Below are 20,043 nucleotides of genomic sequence, written 5' to 3' on the forward strand. Positions count from 1 at the left end.
TCCGGCGGTCGGATGGCCGCCCCGATCGCGAGCTAGGTCGGGTTCGCGTCGGTATCGTTACGGAGTCACGACATTTTGATGACGATGCGTAACGCCCGGTTTTCGTTGCCTATTGGCAACAGTTGTGTGGGCTGCTCGCTGTGCTGGAGGCGGTAATCGCCAAGGGATGATCGCGCTGGGGATCGTTGAGGGCGCCGGTGGCGATCTTCGGGATGGAAACACCTCGCCTTGCTGAGATAATGGAAATGGGGCGGGAAGGCGCCCGAATGTCGTCATTCCGCCTGAAGGTCTAACAATCCGAAACCCGTCGCTGGAACTCCGAAGACGGAGGTGAGCACTATGCGATTGACCCCGGCGTCACGGGAAGCGCGCAGCACGCGAAACACCCCCATCGACAGCGGGCCTGATCCAATCCTCTTCGCGCGTCTGATCGCCGGAAGGGGCTTTTGAATTTCCGCTGCCGATCACTCATGGACCTTCAGGATGGGTTTGGGAGATCCTAAAGCCGGTCATTCACTACGGCCCTTCCGGCGGCAAGGTGTCCATTGCCGTCTTTCAAACCGCCAAGTTCCGGTCCTGAAACCAGCCATTCATGTTTGGAAGAACTTGTTCATTTCGCACCTGTCCGGTTCAGAGCTTCGCGCAGGAAGGCGATCGTCTGCGCCTCGCTGGTGGTCGTGCCGCTGGTTATGACGTTGATCGACTTGTCGCCCTGTATCGCGCCGGCCTGCCATCCTCCTATTTGAGGGACGACGAAGCCTTTGATGCCGACGTCCGCGAGCTTCTTGAAGCCCGGTGCCGCCTTGGGCGGAGAATGATCGCCAGCGTCGACGATCTGCAACATGACGAAACTGGAGCCATCGCTCGTTATGCCAACCCACTGGCAGCCGGTGCCCATCGCCGCATTGGTTCCTAACTTTGCGGGCGCACCGAAATAGGTCGCGATCTCGGCGACGAGAAGATCTTGCACTGGGCATTGTCCGCCGCTGCCGGTCAAGACATCGGCGGTTTGTTGTCCTCGTTGTGCCGTGGAGGGGATCGATTGGCCGCAAGCCGCCAAGCCAACGGAGAGAGCCAGAATAAGGCTATAGGTCGCGCGCATATCAATCTGGTTCCGCGCCGCACGGAACTAGCGATCTTGTCCGGACAGCGCCGTGACGCGCGTCAATTCGCGATCCGGGAGGAGATCGCCGATGGCCGTCTCACGTCCATTCTGGAAGAGTGGATGAGCGATACCGATCAGTTCAATATGTTATGGCCGGCCGTCAGATCACGCCCAAACTGAGAGCGTTTGTCCACTTCATGGCCGAGCATCTGCAACCGCATTGGACCGTGGCCTAGCTGCCCGCACATAGATGCACGCACCGCCGGCGCGTTGATCCACTGCTATGCCGAACTGTGCCAGTCGCGCCCTGAAGTCGACATCCGAGAGCATCGCCTGCATTCCAGTGCGCCTGATCGCCTTGCGACATTGCAGGAATGCCGGATCCTTCGCTTTTCCGGTCGACAGCGAATCCCGGCGCGGTCCCGCAAAGGGATAGGACCGCGCCGGTCCTCGGCTCACTGGGCGAAGTTGAGATATACCGGGTTGGTGAAGAGGATGCGCTTGGCTCCCTCGCGGACCTCGAAGCGGATCCAGTGCGCCGAACCGTCCCCGGTCCAGGTCAGGCTGGCGGCGCTGTCGTCGTCGGCGATGCGTTCGATCCCCAGTTCAGGAGCCGGCTTGCCATCGATGAACCCGACCAGCGCGGCGCCCTTCGATCCGCGGAGGCGAAGGTCGAGGGCGACCTTCTGGCCCTTCGCCAGCGCCAGATTGTCCCCGATCATGCCGATTTTGGCGCCGGCATGGGCGACGAGATCGAAGCCGTGGCCAGGAGCGCCCGTCAGGTCGACCCAGACATGGCCGGCCTGGACGCCGTCAAGGATGGCGCGCTCGGAAAGATTGGGCGCATAGACCATGGTCGTGGGAAAGCCGACGGCAAGGCGGCCGAGTTGGATGTCGTGATTGTCGCTGCCGCCGATCGCCGTGATCCGCCGGCCCTTGGCGACCTCGGCTTCCCAGCGCACGATATTGTCGCCCGCATCGGTGCCGGCGAGCTGCTTCCACAGGCTGCCGGCGTTCATCGCCTCCATCGCCGTGACATAGGGCATCGCGTCGGCCGGTGCGGTCCAGCCGCAGCCGCGGCAGCGGAAGTCGCTGGGCGAGGAAGGATGGTTCACCGCGACGATCGCGCCGGCCTCGGTCGCCATCCGCAGCATCGTCTTCATGTCGGGGACGCTCTTCTCGCCCAGCCGATAGTCGACGAACTCGGTCGAGCCGAACATGTTGGCATGGCCCTGCTCGGTGGTCAGCTCGCGGCCCGGGATCAGCAGCACGTCGTCGAAGAAGGGCTGCAGCTCGCGCATCGCGTTGTAATGGCCGACATTGTTGTGATCGGTGATCGCGATGAAATCGAGATGCGCGGCCTCGGCGCCCTCGACCGTCTTGTAGACCGGGCAGGGGATGTGGCGCCCCTTGCGGCTGTCGCAGAAGCCGTCGCTCTCGCCAGTGTGCATGTGGAAGTCGCCGCGATACCAGCGCGCACCCTGCGCGAGCGGCTCGGGCGAGAAGGTCGACACCGCCGGCTTGTCGCCGTGGCGCCAGAAATACACCTTGGCGGTGTATTCGGACGTCACGCCTTCGCCGATGAACGAGATGCCGAGATCGAGCGCCCAGCGGCGGCCGCCGACCGGCCCGGGGATGTAGGACGGCGTGGCGTTGGTCTCGCCGATGACGACCGCATGCTTGTTGCTGCCGCTCCAGCCGCGGAAGCGCGTGCCTTCGAACAGGCCGAGGTTGATCACGGTCTTGTTGTCGGGCCGCGTATAGGTCAGCTCGATGCCGATCTGCTCGACGCCCGCCGGCACGTCGAACGGCACGGGGACATTGGTCTGGTAGTTGCTGCGATCGACGGTGCCGGTCAGCACCAGGTCGGGCTTGGTCTGGCCCAGGGCGAGGGGCACCTTGTCCCAGGCGGGCGGCGGCGCGACGGGCGCGGACGAGACCTGCGCGGAAGCCGCCAGCGGCAGCAGGACGGCGGCGGCGCACAGGGCGACGCGCTGCGGGAATGATCCGATGGTCATGGTCGAGATCCTTGTCAGCATGGGAAGTGCGGGGACGGGCCGAAGCCCGCCCCCGCGACCCGTGATCAGAAGCGGAAGGTGACGGCGCCGCGCACGCTGCGGCCGAAGATCGAGCGTGCGATATAGACCGACTTGCCGACCTCCTCGTTGTTGATCGCGCCTGCGCGGGGGTTGCCCTCGGTCAGGCCGATCGTGTTGGTGAGGTTCTGGGCGAACAGGTTGAGGCTCAACCGCCTGGTCACGTCGAACCGGGCATTGGCATCGAGCGTGGTATAGGCCGGCAGCGCGATCTGGTTCGCGACGTCGGCATAGCGCTTGCCGTAATAGGAGATATCGGCCTCGAGCCGGACCCGGCGATCGAGCAGGTTCAGCCCTGGCGTGATGCGGAACTGGTTCTCGGGTACGCGGACCAGCCGGTTGTGCGAATAGTCGAACGGCTTGCCGGCGCTGTCGGTATATTTGAACTCGGTGAACTTCGGATCCTGGTACGTCCAGTTGGCGTGGATGTCGAACCACGACACCGGCCGCCAGGTGCCTTCGAGCTCGACGCCCAGCGTGCGCGTGTCGCCGAAGCCGACGTTGAGGACATAGACGCCGTTGACCTGATGATAATCGTCGATCTCGTAGCTCTGGTAGATCGTGCGGAAGCCGGTGAGATAGAAGTTGAAGGTCGGCCGCTCGATCTTCAGCCCGCCCTCGATGAAGTTCATCGTCTGGGTGACGGGCTGCGCGGTCGGATTGCCGAGGAAGCTCGACACGCTCGGCAAATGGAAAGTCGAGGTGTAGCGCAGGAACACGCCGAGATCGGGCTGGAACTGATAGTTGGCGCCCACCGTCCAGGCGGTGTGGTCATAGCTGCGCGAGAAGGGCGTGAACGCGCCGTTGCCGATGATCACCGCATCGTCGGCGCCTGTCGGGGACTGGCCGAGATTGACGGTCTTGCGGCCTTCGACCGCGCCCTCGGTGTGGATCTTCTCCCAGCGGAAGCCGCCGTCGAGGCGGAGCTTGTCGGTGATCTTCCACTCGTCGCTCAGATAGAGCGCGGTCGTGTCCGACGTGCCGTTGGCATTGTTGAACTCGACGCCGTAGCTGGCGATGCCGTCGTTGGTGAGCTTGGCGAGGCGGTTGCCCGCGGCATCGACGACATAGGCGTCGAGCAGCGCGGCATTGTCGCGCACATCGGTGAAGACCGACGCCGAGTTGGTGCCGTAGGTTTCCTTCACATGGGCGAAATAGCCGCCGATCGCGAGGTCGTGATGCCCCAGGAACTCGGCGCTCTTCACGATCCGCAGGTCGTTGACGAACTCGCTCTCGGGCACGGTGAACGAGCGCGCCAGATCCAGCAGTGCGAGGCCGTTGCCGTTCTGCTTGGCCGGGTCGAACGGCGCGTTCGGATCGTTGGTATAGCCGAACGCGAAGTGCTGGCCGGCCGCCAGCGGCACCAGCTTGCCATAGGTGCCGGTCAGCAGGTCGTTCGCCGAGGCGACGGTGCGCGGGGTGATGCTGTTCCGCTTGGTGTAGCTGTCGTGATAGCGGGCATTCTCCTGCACGGTGAAGCCGCCGCCCAGGTCGTATTTCAGCTCGGCGGTGAGCTGGGTCAGCTTCATCGTCGTGCCCATGGCATTGTCGAAATCATAGGTGCCGTTCGGCGTCAGGAAATCGAACTTCCGCGTCTGGGGGCCCGCGATATTGTCCTTCAACGCATCGAAGCCGGGGACGCCGACCGGATTGCCGTCCTTGTCGTTGATGAACGGCGTGACCATCGCGTTGCCGATCCGCTCGTCGATCCGCTTGACGCCGAACATGATAGAGCCGCGCTCGAACTCGCGCGACAGGGTGCCGCGGATCTGGCCGCCTTCGTCCTGGCGATAGCCGGTGTGGCGCTGGCCGTCCGACAGGCGGTAATAGCCGCCGACGAAGAAGCGCCAGTCGCTGTTGCCGATCGGCCCGCCGAGCCAGCCGTCGACCCGGTGCGAGTTGTAGTCCGCGATCTCATAGCGGGCCATGCCCTCCAGATGATCGCCGCCGCGGCGCGTGATGAAGTTGACCACCGCGCCCGGCGCGTTCGAATAGAAGAGCGACGAGGGACCGCCGCGCACGACCTCGATCGACTGCACCGTCTGGTCGACGCGGAACGCCTGGTCGCCGTTGAGCCAGCCCAGGCCCGCATCGTGCTGGATGGTGATGCCGTCCTCGAGCAGCGCGATCTGCGAATAGCCGTCGGTCGGAATGCCGCGCACGCGGATGTTGCCGCTGGCCTCGCCCGACGAGCTCTCGATCCAGAAGCCGGGCACGTTCTTGAGCGCCTCGGCGACGCCGATCGGCGCCTTCATCTTCAGCTCTTCCTCCGAGATGGTCGAGATGGCGTAGCTCGCCTCGACCTTCTTCTGCGCGGTGTTGCCGGCGCGCGCCGTGACGACGATCTCGCCATTGTCCTGAACCGGCGTGGTGTCGTCCTGCGCCAGCGCGGGGGCGGCCCAGAAAGCCGATAGCGCCGCCACGGCGGCCATGGTGGAAAGGCGAAGATGCGGATTGTGCATTGCGGAACCCTTTTTTTGTTGCGGCGCCGCATATGGTAGCGATCAGTATCATTTTTGTGACAATGGTGGATTTGTTTTTTCACACCGGCTCTGCGACAGAATACGGGGGAGAGAGGCCATCACCGACAATCGCAGGCCGCGTCAGGACCGGTCCAGAAAGACGTTCGATCTGCTGCTCGATGCGGCCGGCCATGTGCTGGAGCAGGAGGGCATCGATCGAATCTCGACGAATCTGGTCTGCCAGCGCGCGGGGGTGACCCCGCCGGCGCTATATCGCTATTTCGATGACAAATATGCGATCATCGAAGCGCTCGCGGAGCGTTTGATGGCGCGCCAGAATGTCGCGCTGGATGCCTGGGTGGCGCGCTATCGCGGTGCCGGGCTCGAGATGGTCGCCGACAAGGTCATCGAATTGCTGCGCGAGATGGATGCGATCACGAGCGCGCAGCCTGGCGCCTTATGGATCATGCGGGCGCTCCGGGCGGTCCCGAAGCTGGCGCCCATCCGTCTCGCATCGCACAATTACGTCGCCGACGTGCTGACCGATCTCTACATGCCCTTTCTGCCGCAAGTGCCGCGCGAAGTGGTCCGGCTGCGCACGCGCATCGCGGTCGAGATGGCCTATTCGATCGACGAGATGCTCAAGGAAGAAGCGGTGAACCGCGAACTCGTCTTCGATGAAGCGGACAAGGTCTTCAGGTCGATGTTCGACTATCCTGAATATGGCGTGCGTATCACGGGGAAGTAGCGCCATTCCGGTTGATCAGCGACTGGGCGGTCGCTTTGCGCGATATCGGTCGAAAAGGGCGCGCGACGTTCGCGGCTGAGCTGCTGCCCCCGATCGATGTAGGCAGCCGCGCGCGCCTTTGCTGTGCTGGTCCCGGACCCAGCGGGCGAGGGCGCGCAAGCCTTCCAGTGCGGCCGGCCGGTTGTTCGCGTCGGGCGCGAACCCCGGGGACGATCGGCACACCGCAGTGGGTGATCGCTGCGACATCGCGATCGACCTCCAGTCGGCGCCCATGGTCGTTGATGACCGGTGCGCCGCCAGCACTGGCGGTCATACCTTCGAGAGGCGCCGGGGCAGAGCCGTCCCCGAGCGCGCGCCGCGCCAACCACAGGATATCGACCAACCCGATAAAGCCGGATGCCAAGCAGCCATTGGCTCCGAGAATGGCGATTCTCATGGCGCTGTTTCCAGAGAGTGCGCTGGCCGCGCTGGAAACGAAGTGACCGTGTCCCTTGCGTCGGGTTCGGCCTCAAGAGTTGAACGGCGACTTGGCGCAGCTTGGGTGATGGTGTGTGCGCTCGATATGGCACTTGATGGAGCCGGCTGCCTTTGCCGAAGCGTGGCGGTGCGCTGGGCGCGTGCCTCTCAGCGGACGGGCGTCGCCATCGCGCGGGTGGCGCTGTTCGCCGCCGCAGGGCCGGTGCCGCGAATGGCGAATACCGCTTCGAGCGGCCTGGTCTCGGGCAGGATGTACACGATCCCGACCGTGCCCTTGAACGCCGGCGCGACGATCGCGTCATAGAAATGCGCCGGCACGTTGATGCAACCATAGGAAATGCGGTTGTCGGACGGCGTCGGCGACGCGAGCCGGGCGTGGCGTCGATCCTTGGGATTGCCGACGATAACGCGGTGGAGCGATAGCGCCGCGTCGTAATCGACCCAGAGGATATCCTGGTCGAAATCGTTCCCGAGCGCGGCTTCGAACCGGCCCGCCGGCGTGGTTCGCTCGGCCGGCCGGATGGTCGCCAATTTGCGCTGGCCGATGCCGGGGACGGAGTCGTCTCCATGCGCCATGCCGAGCAGCGCGGGCGCCGCACCGCGGATCCGGCCCTCGGCGCCGAAGACGAAGACCTTCGCGTTGACCTTGTCGACGATGATGAAGGGCAATGCGTGATTGTCGCGGGAAGCGACGACCCAGTTCGCGATTTCCTGGCTGCCCGGGGAGGCGACTTCGCCGCCGAAGTCCGCATGGGCGCGATCCGGCAAGGTCGAAGGTGCGGGGATGGTGCCTGTATCCTGCAAAGGGCGTGCGGCGGCCGGCATGGAAAGCCCGGCGCCGATCAGCAAGCCCAGGAGCAGGCCGCGCGCTGGCGATCCTCGCGCCTTCTCACCGGCACGGCGAGATTGCCCGGTAAAGGACATCGGATTGGCCGGACCGGCATCGCGGCGCGCAAGGTTTTTGTGGCGCACGAGAGGAGGCAACTCAGTAGCGCGCCTGTTTTCGTCGATAGACCGGAACGACCGGCGCCTTGGGCACCTCGCGCTCGATAATGGGGCGTTCCACCGGAGGCTGTTCGAGGATCACCGGCACCTCCACCGATGCCAGCTGCGTGGGGGGCATTCGAACGCCATTGCCGGCCACGGCGATACCCGGCCCCACGGGCAATGCCACCAGCACGGGGGTGATCTCCGTGAGCGGCTGCTGGATAGCGGGCAGATCCGCCGTGGGCGTGGGGGTTGGAGTGGGCGTCGGCGTCGGCGTTGGAGTGGGCGTTGGAGTGGGCGTTGGAGTTGGAGTCGGAGTGGGCGTCGGAGTTGGGGTTGGTGTCGGAGTGGGCGTAGGAGTTGGAGTTGGAGTTGGAGTTGGAGTTGGAGTTGGAGTTGGAGTTGGAGTTGGAGTTGGTGTCGCTGCCGGGCTGATCGTCCCCTGCGTCCTCGAACCGGCGGTGCAGCAATTCTCGGCCAGCGCATATTGGTCCGCATCGGGGCCCGCCAGGCTGTATCCGGCATAGGTGATCCCGACCCCGGTCCCGACGGCCGGATCGTCGAACGTCGCCGTCGCGCCGGGATCGGCGACCAGCACGACGCCGACCGGAAGGCCGGATTCGGCAGTCGTGTTGAAACCCGCCAGGATCGCGTTGTTGGTGCCGTCGAACACCTTGTCGCCATTGGGGAAGAGCAGCATCCGCTGGGTCAGCGTGGCGCCTTCGGTCAGCACGAAGTTGGTCGAGAAATCGCTCGGCGCGGCATAGGAGACCGGATTGTAGAAGATGTTCGTCGGCGCGACGGTGACCGTGGTGGGCGGGGCGAGTGCGGCGAAGATCACGGTTCCGCCCGCGATCCCGGGCCCGCTGCCGTCCGCGCCGGCGATGATGGTCAGCCCGATCGGCAGGCCCAGGCTCTGGGCGGGGATGGTGGAGCCGCGCGTCAGCGTGATCGCGTCGTCGATATGCACGTCGTGCCCGGCGCACAGGCGGATATTGCCGTCGGTGGTGGTGATCGCATGGAACACCCGGATGTCCTGGCCGGCGCTCAGCGATATGCTGCCGTTGACCGTCGTCAGCGGCGCATTCACGGTCACGTCGCGCCCGCAGCATACCACGAGATTGCCGTTGGTCGCGCTGATCGCCGCGTTGATCGTCACGTCGCGATAGCCGTTCATCGTCAGCGTCGTCGGCGTGCCCGATGCGGTCCAGGCGATCGCGTCGTTGACGATGATGTCGCCATTGCCCGGCGTCGCGTCGCCCGGCAGCGGGATCGTGCTGATCACGATATTGTTGGTCACCAGCTGGGTCGACAGCGTGGCGCCCGAGATGTTGCCGCCCGCGCCGACGATGAAGTCGGCAGGATCGATCAGCCAAGTGCCGGTCAGGCCCGATTGCGCCGCGGTGGTGAGGTGCGCGTTGCTCGCGACATTGACGGTCGCCGCGGAGGTTTCGATGAAGCCGCCGTCGCCGCCATCGGGCGCGCTGGCATCGATGGTGCCGCCGACATTCACGGTGCCGCTCCGCATGTCGCCGAGCAGGACGATCCGGCCGTCCCGGCTCCCCAAGCTGTGGGCCTCGATGATCCCCGTGTTGTTCACCACCGTGCGAAGCAGGGCGCCCGCCGCCTGGGCGGTCATCATCACCCGGCCGCCATCGGCCTGGATCAGGCCGCCATTCTGCACGAGCGCGTTCACCGCCCCCTTGTCGATCGCGACGTTGAGCAGCCCGTCCCCCGCGACGTCGAGCGTGATCGCGGTCCCCGCGGCGAGCGCGACGGTGCCCAGATTGGCGCGGATCACGCCCTGATTGTCGACGTGCGCGCCCAGCAGGGCGACATAGCCGCCATCGGCCGCGATCGTCCCATCGTTGCGCACGGTGCCGCCGCTGCCGCTGAAGGCGTAATGCCCGTTCATGAAGTCCGCGTCGGACAGGTCGAGCGTCGAGGCGACCAGGCCGCCGACATTGACGTTCGCGCCCTTGCCGAAGACGATGCCGTTCGGGTTGACCAGGAACACCTTGCCATTTGCCGAGAGCGACCCGAGGATCGTCGAGGGATCGGGACCGGACACCCGGTTGAGCGCGACCGAACTGCTGTTGGGCTGGACGTAGACGACCGACTCATTCTTGCCGATCGAGAAGCTCTGCCAGTTCAGCACGGCATTCTGGCTGGTCTGGTTCACCGTCACCGTGCCGGCCCCCGTGGTGACCGTCGCCGTCCCGGCCGCCACCGTGCCGCCGGTGGGCAGGGTCTGGGCCTGCGCGGCGGAGAAGCACGCCAAGGGCGAAGCGACGCCGAGCGTGGCCAGGCCGACGAACTTCACCAGGGAGGTCGATCCGAACAACATGTGCTTGCGGCGATCGGTGCTGGTCATGGTAAAATCCTCTACGCGTACAGGCACGGCGCCCAGGCATTCTCGATTGTTCGTCAAAACAGCTTCACGATCTGGAACCAGAAGCGTCCGTCGCGGTCGGGCGCGGATGTCGCCGGTCCCGTGCCCCATTTGCGGGCATAGCTGCCGCGCAGGATGAAGCCTTCGGGCCCGTACCAGTTCAGCCCGGCGCCATAGCCGGTGCGGCGGGTGTGGTTGGATCCGGCGAACCAGGGATCCTGAGCGTATCGCACCTCGCCGGTATCGACGAAGCCGATCAGCTCGAACTCGCCGGGCAGCTTGCCCGTCCATTGGCCGAGCCGCAGCCGGGCCTCGACGGTCGCGAGATAGCCGGTGTCGCCGAATGCCTCGCCCTCGGGATAGGCGCGGACGCCATAGGCACCGCCCAGTTCCATCTTCTCCGAGCTGTCGAGATTGTCGAAGGCGATCTGGCCGCGCACCAAGCCGTAGAGCGACAAGGGGCCGGTGATGGTCTGCAGCCGCGCGAAGCTGGCCTGGACCTTGTTGTAGCCGCCGGCGCTGCGGGCGGTCCCCGCGTCGGCAATGCGTTCCGCGGCGCTCCGGATGTCGAGATTGCCGATCGTCCAGCCGGCCGAAAAGGCGTTCGCGCCTCCACCGCCCAGGCCGTCGCGGAAATCGCCGGCGAAGCCGAGCGTCCCCGCCTGGATCCGCTTGCGGGAATCGCTCGATACGATGCCGATCTCGTCCCTGAGCATCTTGTAGTCGAAGCTCGCCAGCGCATAGAGGTTCGCGCGGCGTGAGCGGATCACCGGATAGCTGGCATAGGCGCTGAGGATGTCGGCGGTGCCCGAGCCGTCGAGCGCTTCGAATTCGCGGCCCAGCGTGTAGCGCAGATGGGCATAGGCGATCCCGAGCGTCGCATTGCCGACCGGTGCCTGATAGGAGATCCGGCCATAGCCGAGCCCCCCGTCCGAGGCGAGCAGGCGCAGGCTGAGCAGGTCGCCGATGCCGGCCGGATTGTTGACGTTGATGGTGCCGCCGAACCGATAGGCGCCGGTATAGCGGCTCCCGGCATTGTCCGCCTCCAGGCTGCCGCTGATGCGGGGGCCGGGCGTGACGTCGACAAGGAGATCGGACGTGCCGACCGCGGTGCCGGGCGCGAGCGTGGCCTTCACCCGCACGCCCGGAATGTCCGACAGCAGCAGGAGGCGGCGTTCCAGCGGGTCGTTGTAGACGAGGTTGCCGGGGTTGAGTCCCTTGAGGACGCGCCTGGGCACGCCGTCCGAGATACGGGCGCCGTTGCGCAGGTCGATCTTGCCGTAGTGGCCCTCAACCACGGCGATCGTCACGGTGCCGCCTTGGACGTCCTGCTCGGGCAGATAGGCCTGGGCGAGGAAATAACCCCTGGCATGATAATAATCCGAAATGCGCGCGGCGAGCTTGCGAAGCTCGGCGAATGTCAATGCACGCTCGGGCGTGAATTCGGTCACGGCCAGCAGTTCGGCTTCGGAGAACAGCGTCTGCCCGGTAATGCGGAGCGAATGCACCGGGATGGACGGGCCGCCGGGCGCATCGGCCAGGATCGCGGCATGATCGATGACGAGATCGGGTGCCGGCTTCGCGGGCATTTGTGGCTGTGGAAGTTGCCGAAGCTGCGTGCCCGCGTTGGGCACCTGCTGCGCGTGCGCGGCTTGGGTCGTCGCGAGCAGCGCGAGCGCGACATGACATGGCTTGAACATTGCGTTCTCGAGTGCTGGCGCGTCATCAGGGCGTGACGCACCTCACGCAGCGGTGGGGGTGGGCACGTAGCAAGTTCCGATAGTCGGCTTCGGCCGGTATATCGTTGCTCGATCGATACGAGTCTAAACCCACGAATGCTTGATCATCCGTGCGGTCAAAACACTTAGGCAACATCAATGCTCTGAGGCCGCGATAGTTGCATCTGGAGAGGGCTATTTGCAATATTTGCAAAATAAATATTCCAATTATCCCGAGTTAACTATTAATTAACCATTTATAATTTGCATAGAACAGCCAAATTTCCCCGGATTTCTCGGTTTGCGTACCACTATATTCGAGAGTGGTGAGAACGAATACAAGGACCGCTTCGGTCCGGTTCTGCTCAGTTACATCCGCGGCCGTCGAATCGCATCCACATAGGTTGTCACTTGGCGGGAGAAATATTGACTCTCCCGATGACCGGCCGGCCCCAATCAAAATTCTACCAGGTTAACTCGATCTCCTCAGGCATTCACGCCATGGCGTGAAGCGCGGTCGCGAAGATGCGGTGTCTCCGCGGGACACCGGGCCGCGACGCATACGAATCTCGCATCCAGGGTCTGGTCGACATCGACGGCATCCGTCTGCTCGTCCCAGCCTTCTGCAGAATGTCGCCTGTGGAAGCGCCAATCGGTCACGGCATGGCGCGTCTACGCCAAATAATAAAACAGGCTTCGATGGATAATTTTGAACAAATCCATGAGTTATTTGTTGTGACTGATTAGATAAATAAACGGTGAATGTAATTAATATCAGATTAGTTATAATGATATCTCTTATTTTCTCCTGCGGGTTAGATTTAATGATGTTCGGATAATTATAAAATTATTGATGTAGAGTTGTATTTGTAGGATCGATCAATGAGAATTTTGCTTAAAAATTTCGATAATTCGTCAGCCAATTATTCCAAAAATGCCACTCGAACTCGCCGGCATGGCATCCTCCTCAAATCGGCCTCGACCATCCCTCTTGCGCTTCTCTTCTCCTCTCATGCATTCGCCCAGACGACGGTTTCGTCCGATGGAAACATCCCCGCGGGCACCTACAACGGGATCCTGGTCGATAATGGCGCCGCCGTTACGGGAACCGGCGTCAACAGTTCGACCGAAGATGCATCCGCGATCGGCCTCGAGGCGATCGGGGGGAGTTCGGTCAATCTTACCGGCAGCGTAATTTCCACGCTCGATACGAACGGCTCGACGAACGATCTGGTCGGCGCTTACGGCGTGTACGCCCATGACGGTTCCAGCGTCGGATTGACCGGCGGCAGCGTAAGCACGCTGGGCGAGCAGGGCCGCGTCCTCCAGGAAGGCAACGGGTCGCGCAGCTATGCGCTGTATGCGGCCGGCGAAGGTTCGTCGATCACCGCGGACGGCGCCAACATCACCACGCTCGGCCAGCGCTCCTATGGTGCCTATGCCGTCGACGGCGCCACGATCGGCCTGAGCAACCTGTCGATCGATACCGATGGCTTCATGGCCTATGGCGTCTATGCGTCGGGAGCGGGTTCGACGATCACCGCCGATAATGTCGATGTCTCCACGAACGGATCGACCGGCGATGCCGCCTGGGCCTATTCCGGCGGGCACCTGATCCTCAACGGCGGAACCTATGCCATCCAGGGCGAGCAGAATCCCAACGCACCGCACGAGACGGCGAACGGCCTGGTGGCGCTCGGCGGAGTGAATGGTGTCGGAAACGGCGTGATCGACGCCACCGACCTCACCGTCGATACCTATGGTGCGAACAGCGTCGGTATCCTGGCCGGCGGTGACGTCGGCGACCTGCAGACTTCCGGCACGATCAACATGACCAACAGCGCCGTAACGGTTCACGGCGACAACAGCATTGCCGCGCAAGCCCTTTACGGCAGCACACTGAACGTGACCGGCGGCACGCTGACTTCCACCAACGGCGTGGGCGTGCAGCTGACCGACAATGCCACCGTGACGCTGACCGGCGTGACCGTCGCCGCAGGGCAGCAGAGCCTGGTCTCCGATCTGCAGACTGCCGGGCGCGTGCAGTCGATCAACATCGGCGACGGATCGGTTCTCACCGGCAACAACGGCACGCTGCTGCTGGTCAATCGCACCGCGGAAGGCGCAGACGGGCAGGTCGACCTGAGGCTCGGCGCGGGATCGATGTCCAGCGGCGACATCCTCGACAACGACGAGAAGACCGGAGGCGGCTATACCGACGTATTCGTGTCGAGCCAGGCTTCGTGGACCGGCCTGGCGAGCGGCGTGCGCAACTTCACGACGGATACGGGCGGCGCGGTCGAGTTCGAAGGGAAAGCCGAGATCCAGGGCAATCTCGACGGGAACGACACCGATTTCACCTTCAGCGACCAGGGCGGCACGATCGGCGGTGACGTCACGTTGCGGAACGGCTCGACCACCACGGGTGGCTCCCTCGCGGATTCGATCTATGCCGGCGGCAACGTGGATGTCGATGTCGCGTCGGTGCTCGGCGGAAACTGGAACATTGCCGGCAACGTCGTCAACAACGGCACGACCAACCCGGGCAATTCGATCGGCACCATCGCCGTGGGTGGCAACTACACCTTCGGTCCGGCTTCCACCTACAATGTCGAGGTCAACGCGGCGGGCCAGTCGGATCTGGTGCAGGTGGGCGGCGTCGCGACGCTCGGCGGCGCCGTGACCGTCACGCCGCTGGGCGGCGTGCGGCTGGACGCGCCCTATACGATCGTATCCGCGGGATCGATCGCCGGAACGTTCGAAAGCGCCGCCTTTTCGGGGGACTATCCGTTCCTCGGCGCGGAACTGGGGTACACGCCGACCTCGGTGCTCGTGACCGTCGTCCGCAACGGCGTCAGCTATGTGGAATTCGCCACCACCCCCAATCAGGCGGCTGTCGCAACGTCGCTCGACGGATTGCTGCTGAACGGGCCGCTCGCGCAGGCCATTGGCGTGGGTACGGCCGCGAATGCGGTCCTCGCCTTCGACCAGCTGTCCGGCGAGGTCCATGCCTCGCTGCGCACCGGCCTGTTCGAGGACAGCCGCCATGTCCGCAACGCGATGACGGATCGGCTCGCGTACCGGGCCGAGGGCCTGTCCCTCTGGGGCTCGGGGTTCGGTTCCTGGGGCGAGACCGGCAACGGGAACGGCACCGCCAGGCTCGATCGCAACACCAAGGGAATCCTGCTGGGCCTCGACACCAGTCTTGGCGGCAAGACCCGGATAGGCGTGATGGGTGGCTACAGCACGGCCAATTATGATGTGGACGGGCGGGGTTCCTCGGCGGATGTGAAGAACTACCACGCCGGCGTCTATGCCGGCTCGAAGATCGGCGGCTTCAGCATCGGAGCCGGCGCGGCATATACGTGGCATCGGATCGACGTGGACCGCGCCGTGGCCTTTGCCGGCATCACGGACAGCCTGTCGTCACGGTATAACGGCTACACCGCCCAGGCATTCGGCGATATCGGCTATGCCTTCCCCGTGGGCGCGGGAGAAGTCGGTCCGTTCGCGAACGTCGCTTATGTGCGCTTGCACACGGACGGCTTCACGGAAGCGGGCGGCGCCGCCGCGCTTTCCGTCGCCAGCCGGAACGACGACGTGACCTTCTCCACCATCGGTCTTCGCGCTTCGGCGGGCCTGGGCGCCGTGAGGGGCCATGGGATGATCGGATGGCGACATGCGTTCAACGATCGATTGCCGACCATCCAGGCGGCTTTCGTGGGCAGCGGCACCTTCTCCACGCAGGGCGTGCCGCTGAGCAAGGAAGCGGCGGTCATCGACCTGGGTCTCGACACGTCGCTGGGCTCGGCCGCATCGATCGGAGTCAGTTACTCCGGCCAGATCGGCTCGGACTCGTCGGACAACGGAGTGAAGGCAAACTTCAAGATTCGCTTCTAGCCCAGGCTGAAACTGGCGCCCGCCACCTCGCGACAGGTGGCGGGCGCTGACGATATCGGGGAAGGATCCGACCGGAATCCGGAACACCTTCGCCTCGGTCAGTCTTGGACTGATCGTCACCAACTGGCATCAACGCGCTCAAGCATGTCCTTCCCGGTGATCGCAACGGCAAGGTTCCTCGTCGATTATCAGCCGCGCGGAGAGGACTGGAAATTGTTGTCAGCGACGTTGGTGTCGGGACACCCGAGACGCCGGCTGTTGCCAAGCCGGGCCTCGGCACCAGCATCGACGAAGCGCCAATCAGCTCGATGCTAACGTCGCGACCGAAGGGCGGGCATACCGGCACCGCGACCTCAATCACGCATATCGAGCCCAGAGTGCCGATACTGACTCTGCCAAAATCATCTGAAAAGTTAGTATAGCATTTAGGTGCGCCTCTAACTTTAAACGGGCCGGAGGCGCAACCGGCGTCAGGTGTTCGTGCCCTCGGAAAGGCCGGAAAGCGTCCGGTTCCTGAGCCCACAGTCTAGAATCAGGCCGTTCGCTAAAGGCCCCTAATGGACTTTGCGTGCTGCTGACGGACCGAAGCGGACTTGATCAATGCCGCACCACATGATCAGCGGGTCTACCGAGGAAACCGTCGGAAATTCGTCTCAAGGCAGTTCATGGAAGCTCGAAGCGGATGTTGCCATACCGTTGCCATGGCCCTGCCAAGGCGTGGTTGCGGGAGACTTGCGAGAAGCTTTTCCTCGCCAGTCCTCTTATAAGTATTTGATTTTATAAGAAAATAATGGTGGACGCACTTGGGCTCGAACCAAGGACCCGCTGATTAAGAGTCCGTGCTTTTCCTTATTTATCAATCACTTAGTCTGTAAACTGGTGCTTCATTCTCACCTTATGGCGTAAACTGCCGGTATTTTTGTAAACCGGAAATCTCCGTTCTAAGGCTTCCAAATCCTGCTGCGATAATAGCGCATTCGGTTCGGTATTGGAAGCTCAAGGCGCCTCCGAGCCGATCTGCCAGCATCGCGATCTCCATCTTCCTTTCTATGGCCAGGCCGATCGATGCGCAAATTGCGACGACATTTTTCGCGTTGTCGCCCAATCGTCGATCGCCGGCGATTTCCACCTGACTTGCGCCTCTGGCTAAACCGATGCCGATCCCTCGATCGCGCACGGCCGCGCGTCGAAGAACCTTGTTGGCTTTGCCGTTGGCTGCCGAGATCGGACGCGGCCGTCCGATGTCGGCATCATCGCTGAATTTGCTGAGCCGGATTTCATCTACAGTGTCAAAGAGCTGCGGCCGCGCACGCGGATTGACGGCCGCCAGATCAGTCCCATTCCTTCGGCTCAACAGAACTCCATAGAGCCTGTGGCACAGCCGAATTTCGGGCCGATCTCCATCTTGTTTGTCGGCGTCGCGGGGATCTCTCAAGGGGGAGGGCACGAACGTGCCGGGTGCGGGCACCTCAATTCCTGGTTGGGGCATATACGTGCCGCTTATGATCCGAAAAGCTGCTGGATCTCCGTTGGGGTAGCCCTCCATCCCAGTCGAGAGGCTCTCAGCGAAAATCCCGAGTCTTGAATCTGATGGGCTCGATGCCCGATCCCGACTGCCGATCAGATCGACCATATCGCGCGCGCAGCGACGGAGCGCGCGTGGCTGGGTCTCGCGGATCGGGACCCATGCCATGCTTGACAACGTTCGCACGGCTGACTCGGTAGATGCCTGCGACGTCATCTCGGTTGCCCGAGCACGCGATCACCTTCATCGAGGGTCCAGCCGGGGTGCCAATCGGCGGTCGCAGAGTCGCCGAGATTGCGTTGTCGATCGCCGCCGGGGCCGTGAAGCGGCTCAGCCAATCCCCCGAGATGGTCACTATCGGCGACAACGCGACGCTGCCCCCTGCGGAACCCTCGCACAGCCGAACGCAAGATGGATCGCGTGTTTCGCGATATCGATTTGGGAAGGCCAAAGCCAATGCCCGGTTAGTTCTCCGGAAAAAACCGACCTAAAACTGACCTAAAACGCAAATTAGGTCGGTGTCGCTTTAGCGACCACGACCTAACTTATTGTTTTCTTTGATGAAGTTGTGGCGGACGCACTTTTGGGCTCGAATCAAGGACTTGCTGATCAAGAGTCTTGATATTTCAATCGCTTATGCTGTAAAATTGTGATGCAATTGCGCCTTAAGTCGGTAAAATGACGCCCGAACTGTAAACTGAAAGCGGGCGGGTCAAGGCATCATCAAAAGTGGAGGCATTCAGCTGCATTCGTGCCCTCGCTCCAGCCATGATGCGGACGTGTCTGCGCTATCGGTGGATTGAGGATGGCCGCAACACAAGGGCGCTGTCGGTTCGCCAGCGCGCCTGGGAAACGATGACAAATGCATAGCTCTGACGACAGTCACACGCCTAGCGTTGCCGGGCCCATAGGAACTACTGAACGCGTTCTGACCCTTCAGGAAGCTGCCAAGATCCTCGGCGTTCACCCTAACACATTGAGGGGTTACGTAAGGGCGGGCGTCGTACCCGGTGCGAAAATCGGCCGCGATTGGCGGTTCGTCGAAGCCGACCTCGTCGCTTCGCTGCGTGCTCGATACCCCGAGCAAGTGCGTGTGCGGCCGAATGCTGAGGAAACGGCGGCCTCTCGACACCTTGGAAACGCGCCGGCGTCTACGGTGTCACGCCCGCAGCGTGAGATAGAACGTGAACTGGACGAGTTGCTGGCGAGTCCAATGAGCCGAGGCCCTAAAACATCCGGGTAAGACCAAGATCGGGCTACGGGCATCGTATTGGGTAGGCTGCATTGCACCCACGTAAGTGATCTTTTGCTGCCGTATTCCGGGGGAATCTGCGTTAGGATACGGCATGGGCCAGCACCTCCAGATAGAAGCTCATTGGGAGCGGCTTGAGCATGGCGCGCCGGAGGAGCGTGCGACCTATGCTGGGCTCGGTATCCATGTCGGCGATCGTTGGGCAACCGAGGTCGATGATGTTCTGGCGGGCAGAACGGGGCGCCATGTGTATCTTCCCGCCTATCGTTTGGCCGAATGGCTCACCTGGAATTGGTGGCGGTTGCGATGGGAGCCATTTCGCTCAACGCAAAGCTGGAGACTCGCCCACAATATGGCGGCGATCGGCGGCGGATGGATCTGGCCGAACGCCGCTGTCATAACCGATGGCAATCACGTCATCCTCCGGCCAATCCCGACCCTTCCTCGATCCAGCGAGCCGTTGCGCTACCTTTCATCACTGCCGCTTCTTGTGACCGCGCATGACTTCGAAGCGGCCATCGATAATTTTGTGATCCGTGTCCTGGATCAGCTGAGAGGCTCGGAACTTGGCGCGACTAATTTGAGGGATTTGTGGGATGAGCTCATTGCCGAGCGTTCCGATCCCAAGTTGTCGCGTTTTCGGAAGCTCGAGGCACTGTTGGGCTGGGATCCTGGTGAAGCAGATGATGCGCTGATCGAGCAGCTCGAGGCTGACAGCGAGGAACTCGGGATTGGTGCAGTGGAGGAGCTCGCTGCAAACGGGGCTGGAGAACGTGCGCCTCTTGGCCGCGCGGAATTGATGGAAATTGCTGGACGTGAAGGAATCGGCGCCAGGCTGGGAGATGCTGCCACACTTGGGCATGGGTACCAGGGACCTGACCCGCAAACGCTTTCCTGGTGGCGCGGAGTTCATGCAGCCACGGCCTTGCGTGCGGCGGATAAGCTCGGTGACGACGTTGTAACCGATGACAGGCTTTGTGAAATGGCGGGCGTGATGAGAGGGGCGACCGATCGACGTATCGGCGGAGTTCCTATATCTTTCGAACTCAATCCATCCGTCATTGTGCTACGTTCCGGGTCTGGGAGTGCTCGACGCTTTGATCTGGCTCGCATTCTCGGCGACCGTAACATGGAACGGACAGAAGAATCGCTTCGTCCCATCACCCGCGGCCGCACGGATCGGCAGAACGCGCAGATCGGTTTTGCTGCCGAGCTATTGTGCCCAGTCGAGGCGCTTAAAACGTTCTTGGCCGATGATTTGACTGAGGAAACCTATGACGATGCGGCTGATCGTTTTGGCGTTTCTACCGACATCGTGAGAATGCAGCTTTTGGCAAACCACATCCTCGGGCGCAGAGACGATCAGCGATCTTGGGAATGA

At 62.9% G+C, this 20,043-nt stretch carries 10 protein-coding genes; 3 read left to right on the forward strand and 7 right to left on the reverse strand.

The annotated features are described in order from the left end of the window. Positions 1-610: 610 nt before the first annotated feature. The 3 genes from HB724_RS08450 to HB724_RS08460 form a co-directional block, all read right to left on the reverse strand. Positions 611-1,102 (reverse strand): hypothetical protein, encoded by a 492-nt coding sequence (locus tag HB724_RS08450; protein ID WP_213980481.1) that lies wholly within the window; start codon positions 1,100-1,102, stop codon positions 611-613. A 458-nt stretch (positions 1,103-1,560) separates the two neighbouring features. Continuing rightward, the gene (locus tag HB724_RS08455; protein WP_213980482.1) at positions 1,561-3,123 is read right to left on the reverse strand and encodes a CehA/McbA family metallohydrolase; all 1,563 of its coding nucleotides are present in this window, start codon (positions 3,121-3,123) and stop codon (positions 1,561-1,563) included. Between the two features lie 65 nt (positions 3,124-3,188). After that, positions 3,189-5,663, reverse strand: a complete 2,475-nt coding sequence (locus HB724_RS08460; protein WP_213980483.1) for a TonB-dependent receptor — start codon at positions 5,661-5,663, stop codon at positions 3,189-3,191. Here HB724_RS08460 and HB724_RS08465 point away from each other — a divergent pair. Continuing rightward, the gene (locus tag HB724_RS08465) at positions 5,656-6,411 is read left to right on the forward strand and encodes a TetR/AcrR family transcriptional regulator (RefSeq protein ID WP_256731397.1); all 756 of its coding nucleotides are present in this window, start codon (positions 5,656-5,658) and stop codon (positions 6,409-6,411) included. The genes HB724_RS08460 and HB724_RS08465 overlap by 8 nt on opposite strands. A gap of 624 nt (positions 6,412-7,035) precedes the next feature. Here HB724_RS08465 and HB724_RS08470 read toward each other — a convergent pair. The 3 genes from HB724_RS08470 to HB724_RS08480 all read right to left on the reverse strand — a co-directional run bounded on the left by HB724_RS08470 (position 7,036) and on the right by HB724_RS08480 (position 11,967). Then, the gene (locus tag HB724_RS08470; protein WP_213980484.1) at positions 7,036-7,656 is read right to left on the reverse strand and encodes a L,D-transpeptidase; all 621 of its coding nucleotides are present in this window, start codon (positions 7,654-7,656) and stop codon (positions 7,036-7,038) included. Between the two features lie 217 nt (positions 7,657-7,873). Beyond that, positions 7,874-10,249, reverse strand: coding sequence for a filamentous hemagglutinin N-terminal domain-containing protein (locus tag HB724_RS08475; RefSeq protein ID WP_213980485.1), 2,376 nt, complete (start codon positions 10,247-10,249; stop codon positions 7,874-7,876). A gap of 53 nt (positions 10,250-10,302) precedes the next feature. Beyond that, positions 10,303-11,967, reverse strand: a complete 1,665-nt coding sequence (locus HB724_RS08480) for a ShlB/FhaC/HecB family hemolysin secretion/activation protein (protein ID WP_213980486.1) — start codon at positions 11,965-11,967, stop codon at positions 10,303-10,305. A 900-nt stretch (positions 11,968-12,867) separates the two neighbouring features. Here HB724_RS08480 and HB724_RS08485 point away from each other — a divergent pair. Continuing rightward, entirely contained in the window at positions 12,868-15,885 is a 3,018-nt protein-coding gene (locus HB724_RS08485) for an autotransporter domain-containing protein (RefSeq protein ID WP_213980487.1), read from the forward strand. 895 nt (positions 15,886-16,780) lie between these two features. On the opposite strand, the gene HB724_RS08490 is transcribed toward HB724_RS08485, so the two are convergent. After that, entirely contained in the window at positions 16,781-17,353 is a 573-nt protein-coding gene (locus tag HB724_RS08490) for a hypothetical protein (protein ID WP_213980488.1), read from the reverse strand. Positions 17,354-18,756: 1,403 nt separating this feature from the next. Between HB724_RS08490 and HB724_RS08500 the strand changes: the two genes are divergently transcribed. Beyond that, entirely contained in the window at positions 18,757-20,043 is a 1,287-nt protein-coding gene (locus HB724_RS08500; RefSeq protein WP_213980490.1) for a hypothetical protein, read from the forward strand.

Source organism: Sphingomonas sp. dw_22 (assembly GCF_018449795.1).
Classification (GTDB): domain Bacteria; phylum Pseudomonadota; class Alphaproteobacteria; order Sphingomonadales; family Sphingomonadaceae; genus Sphingomonas.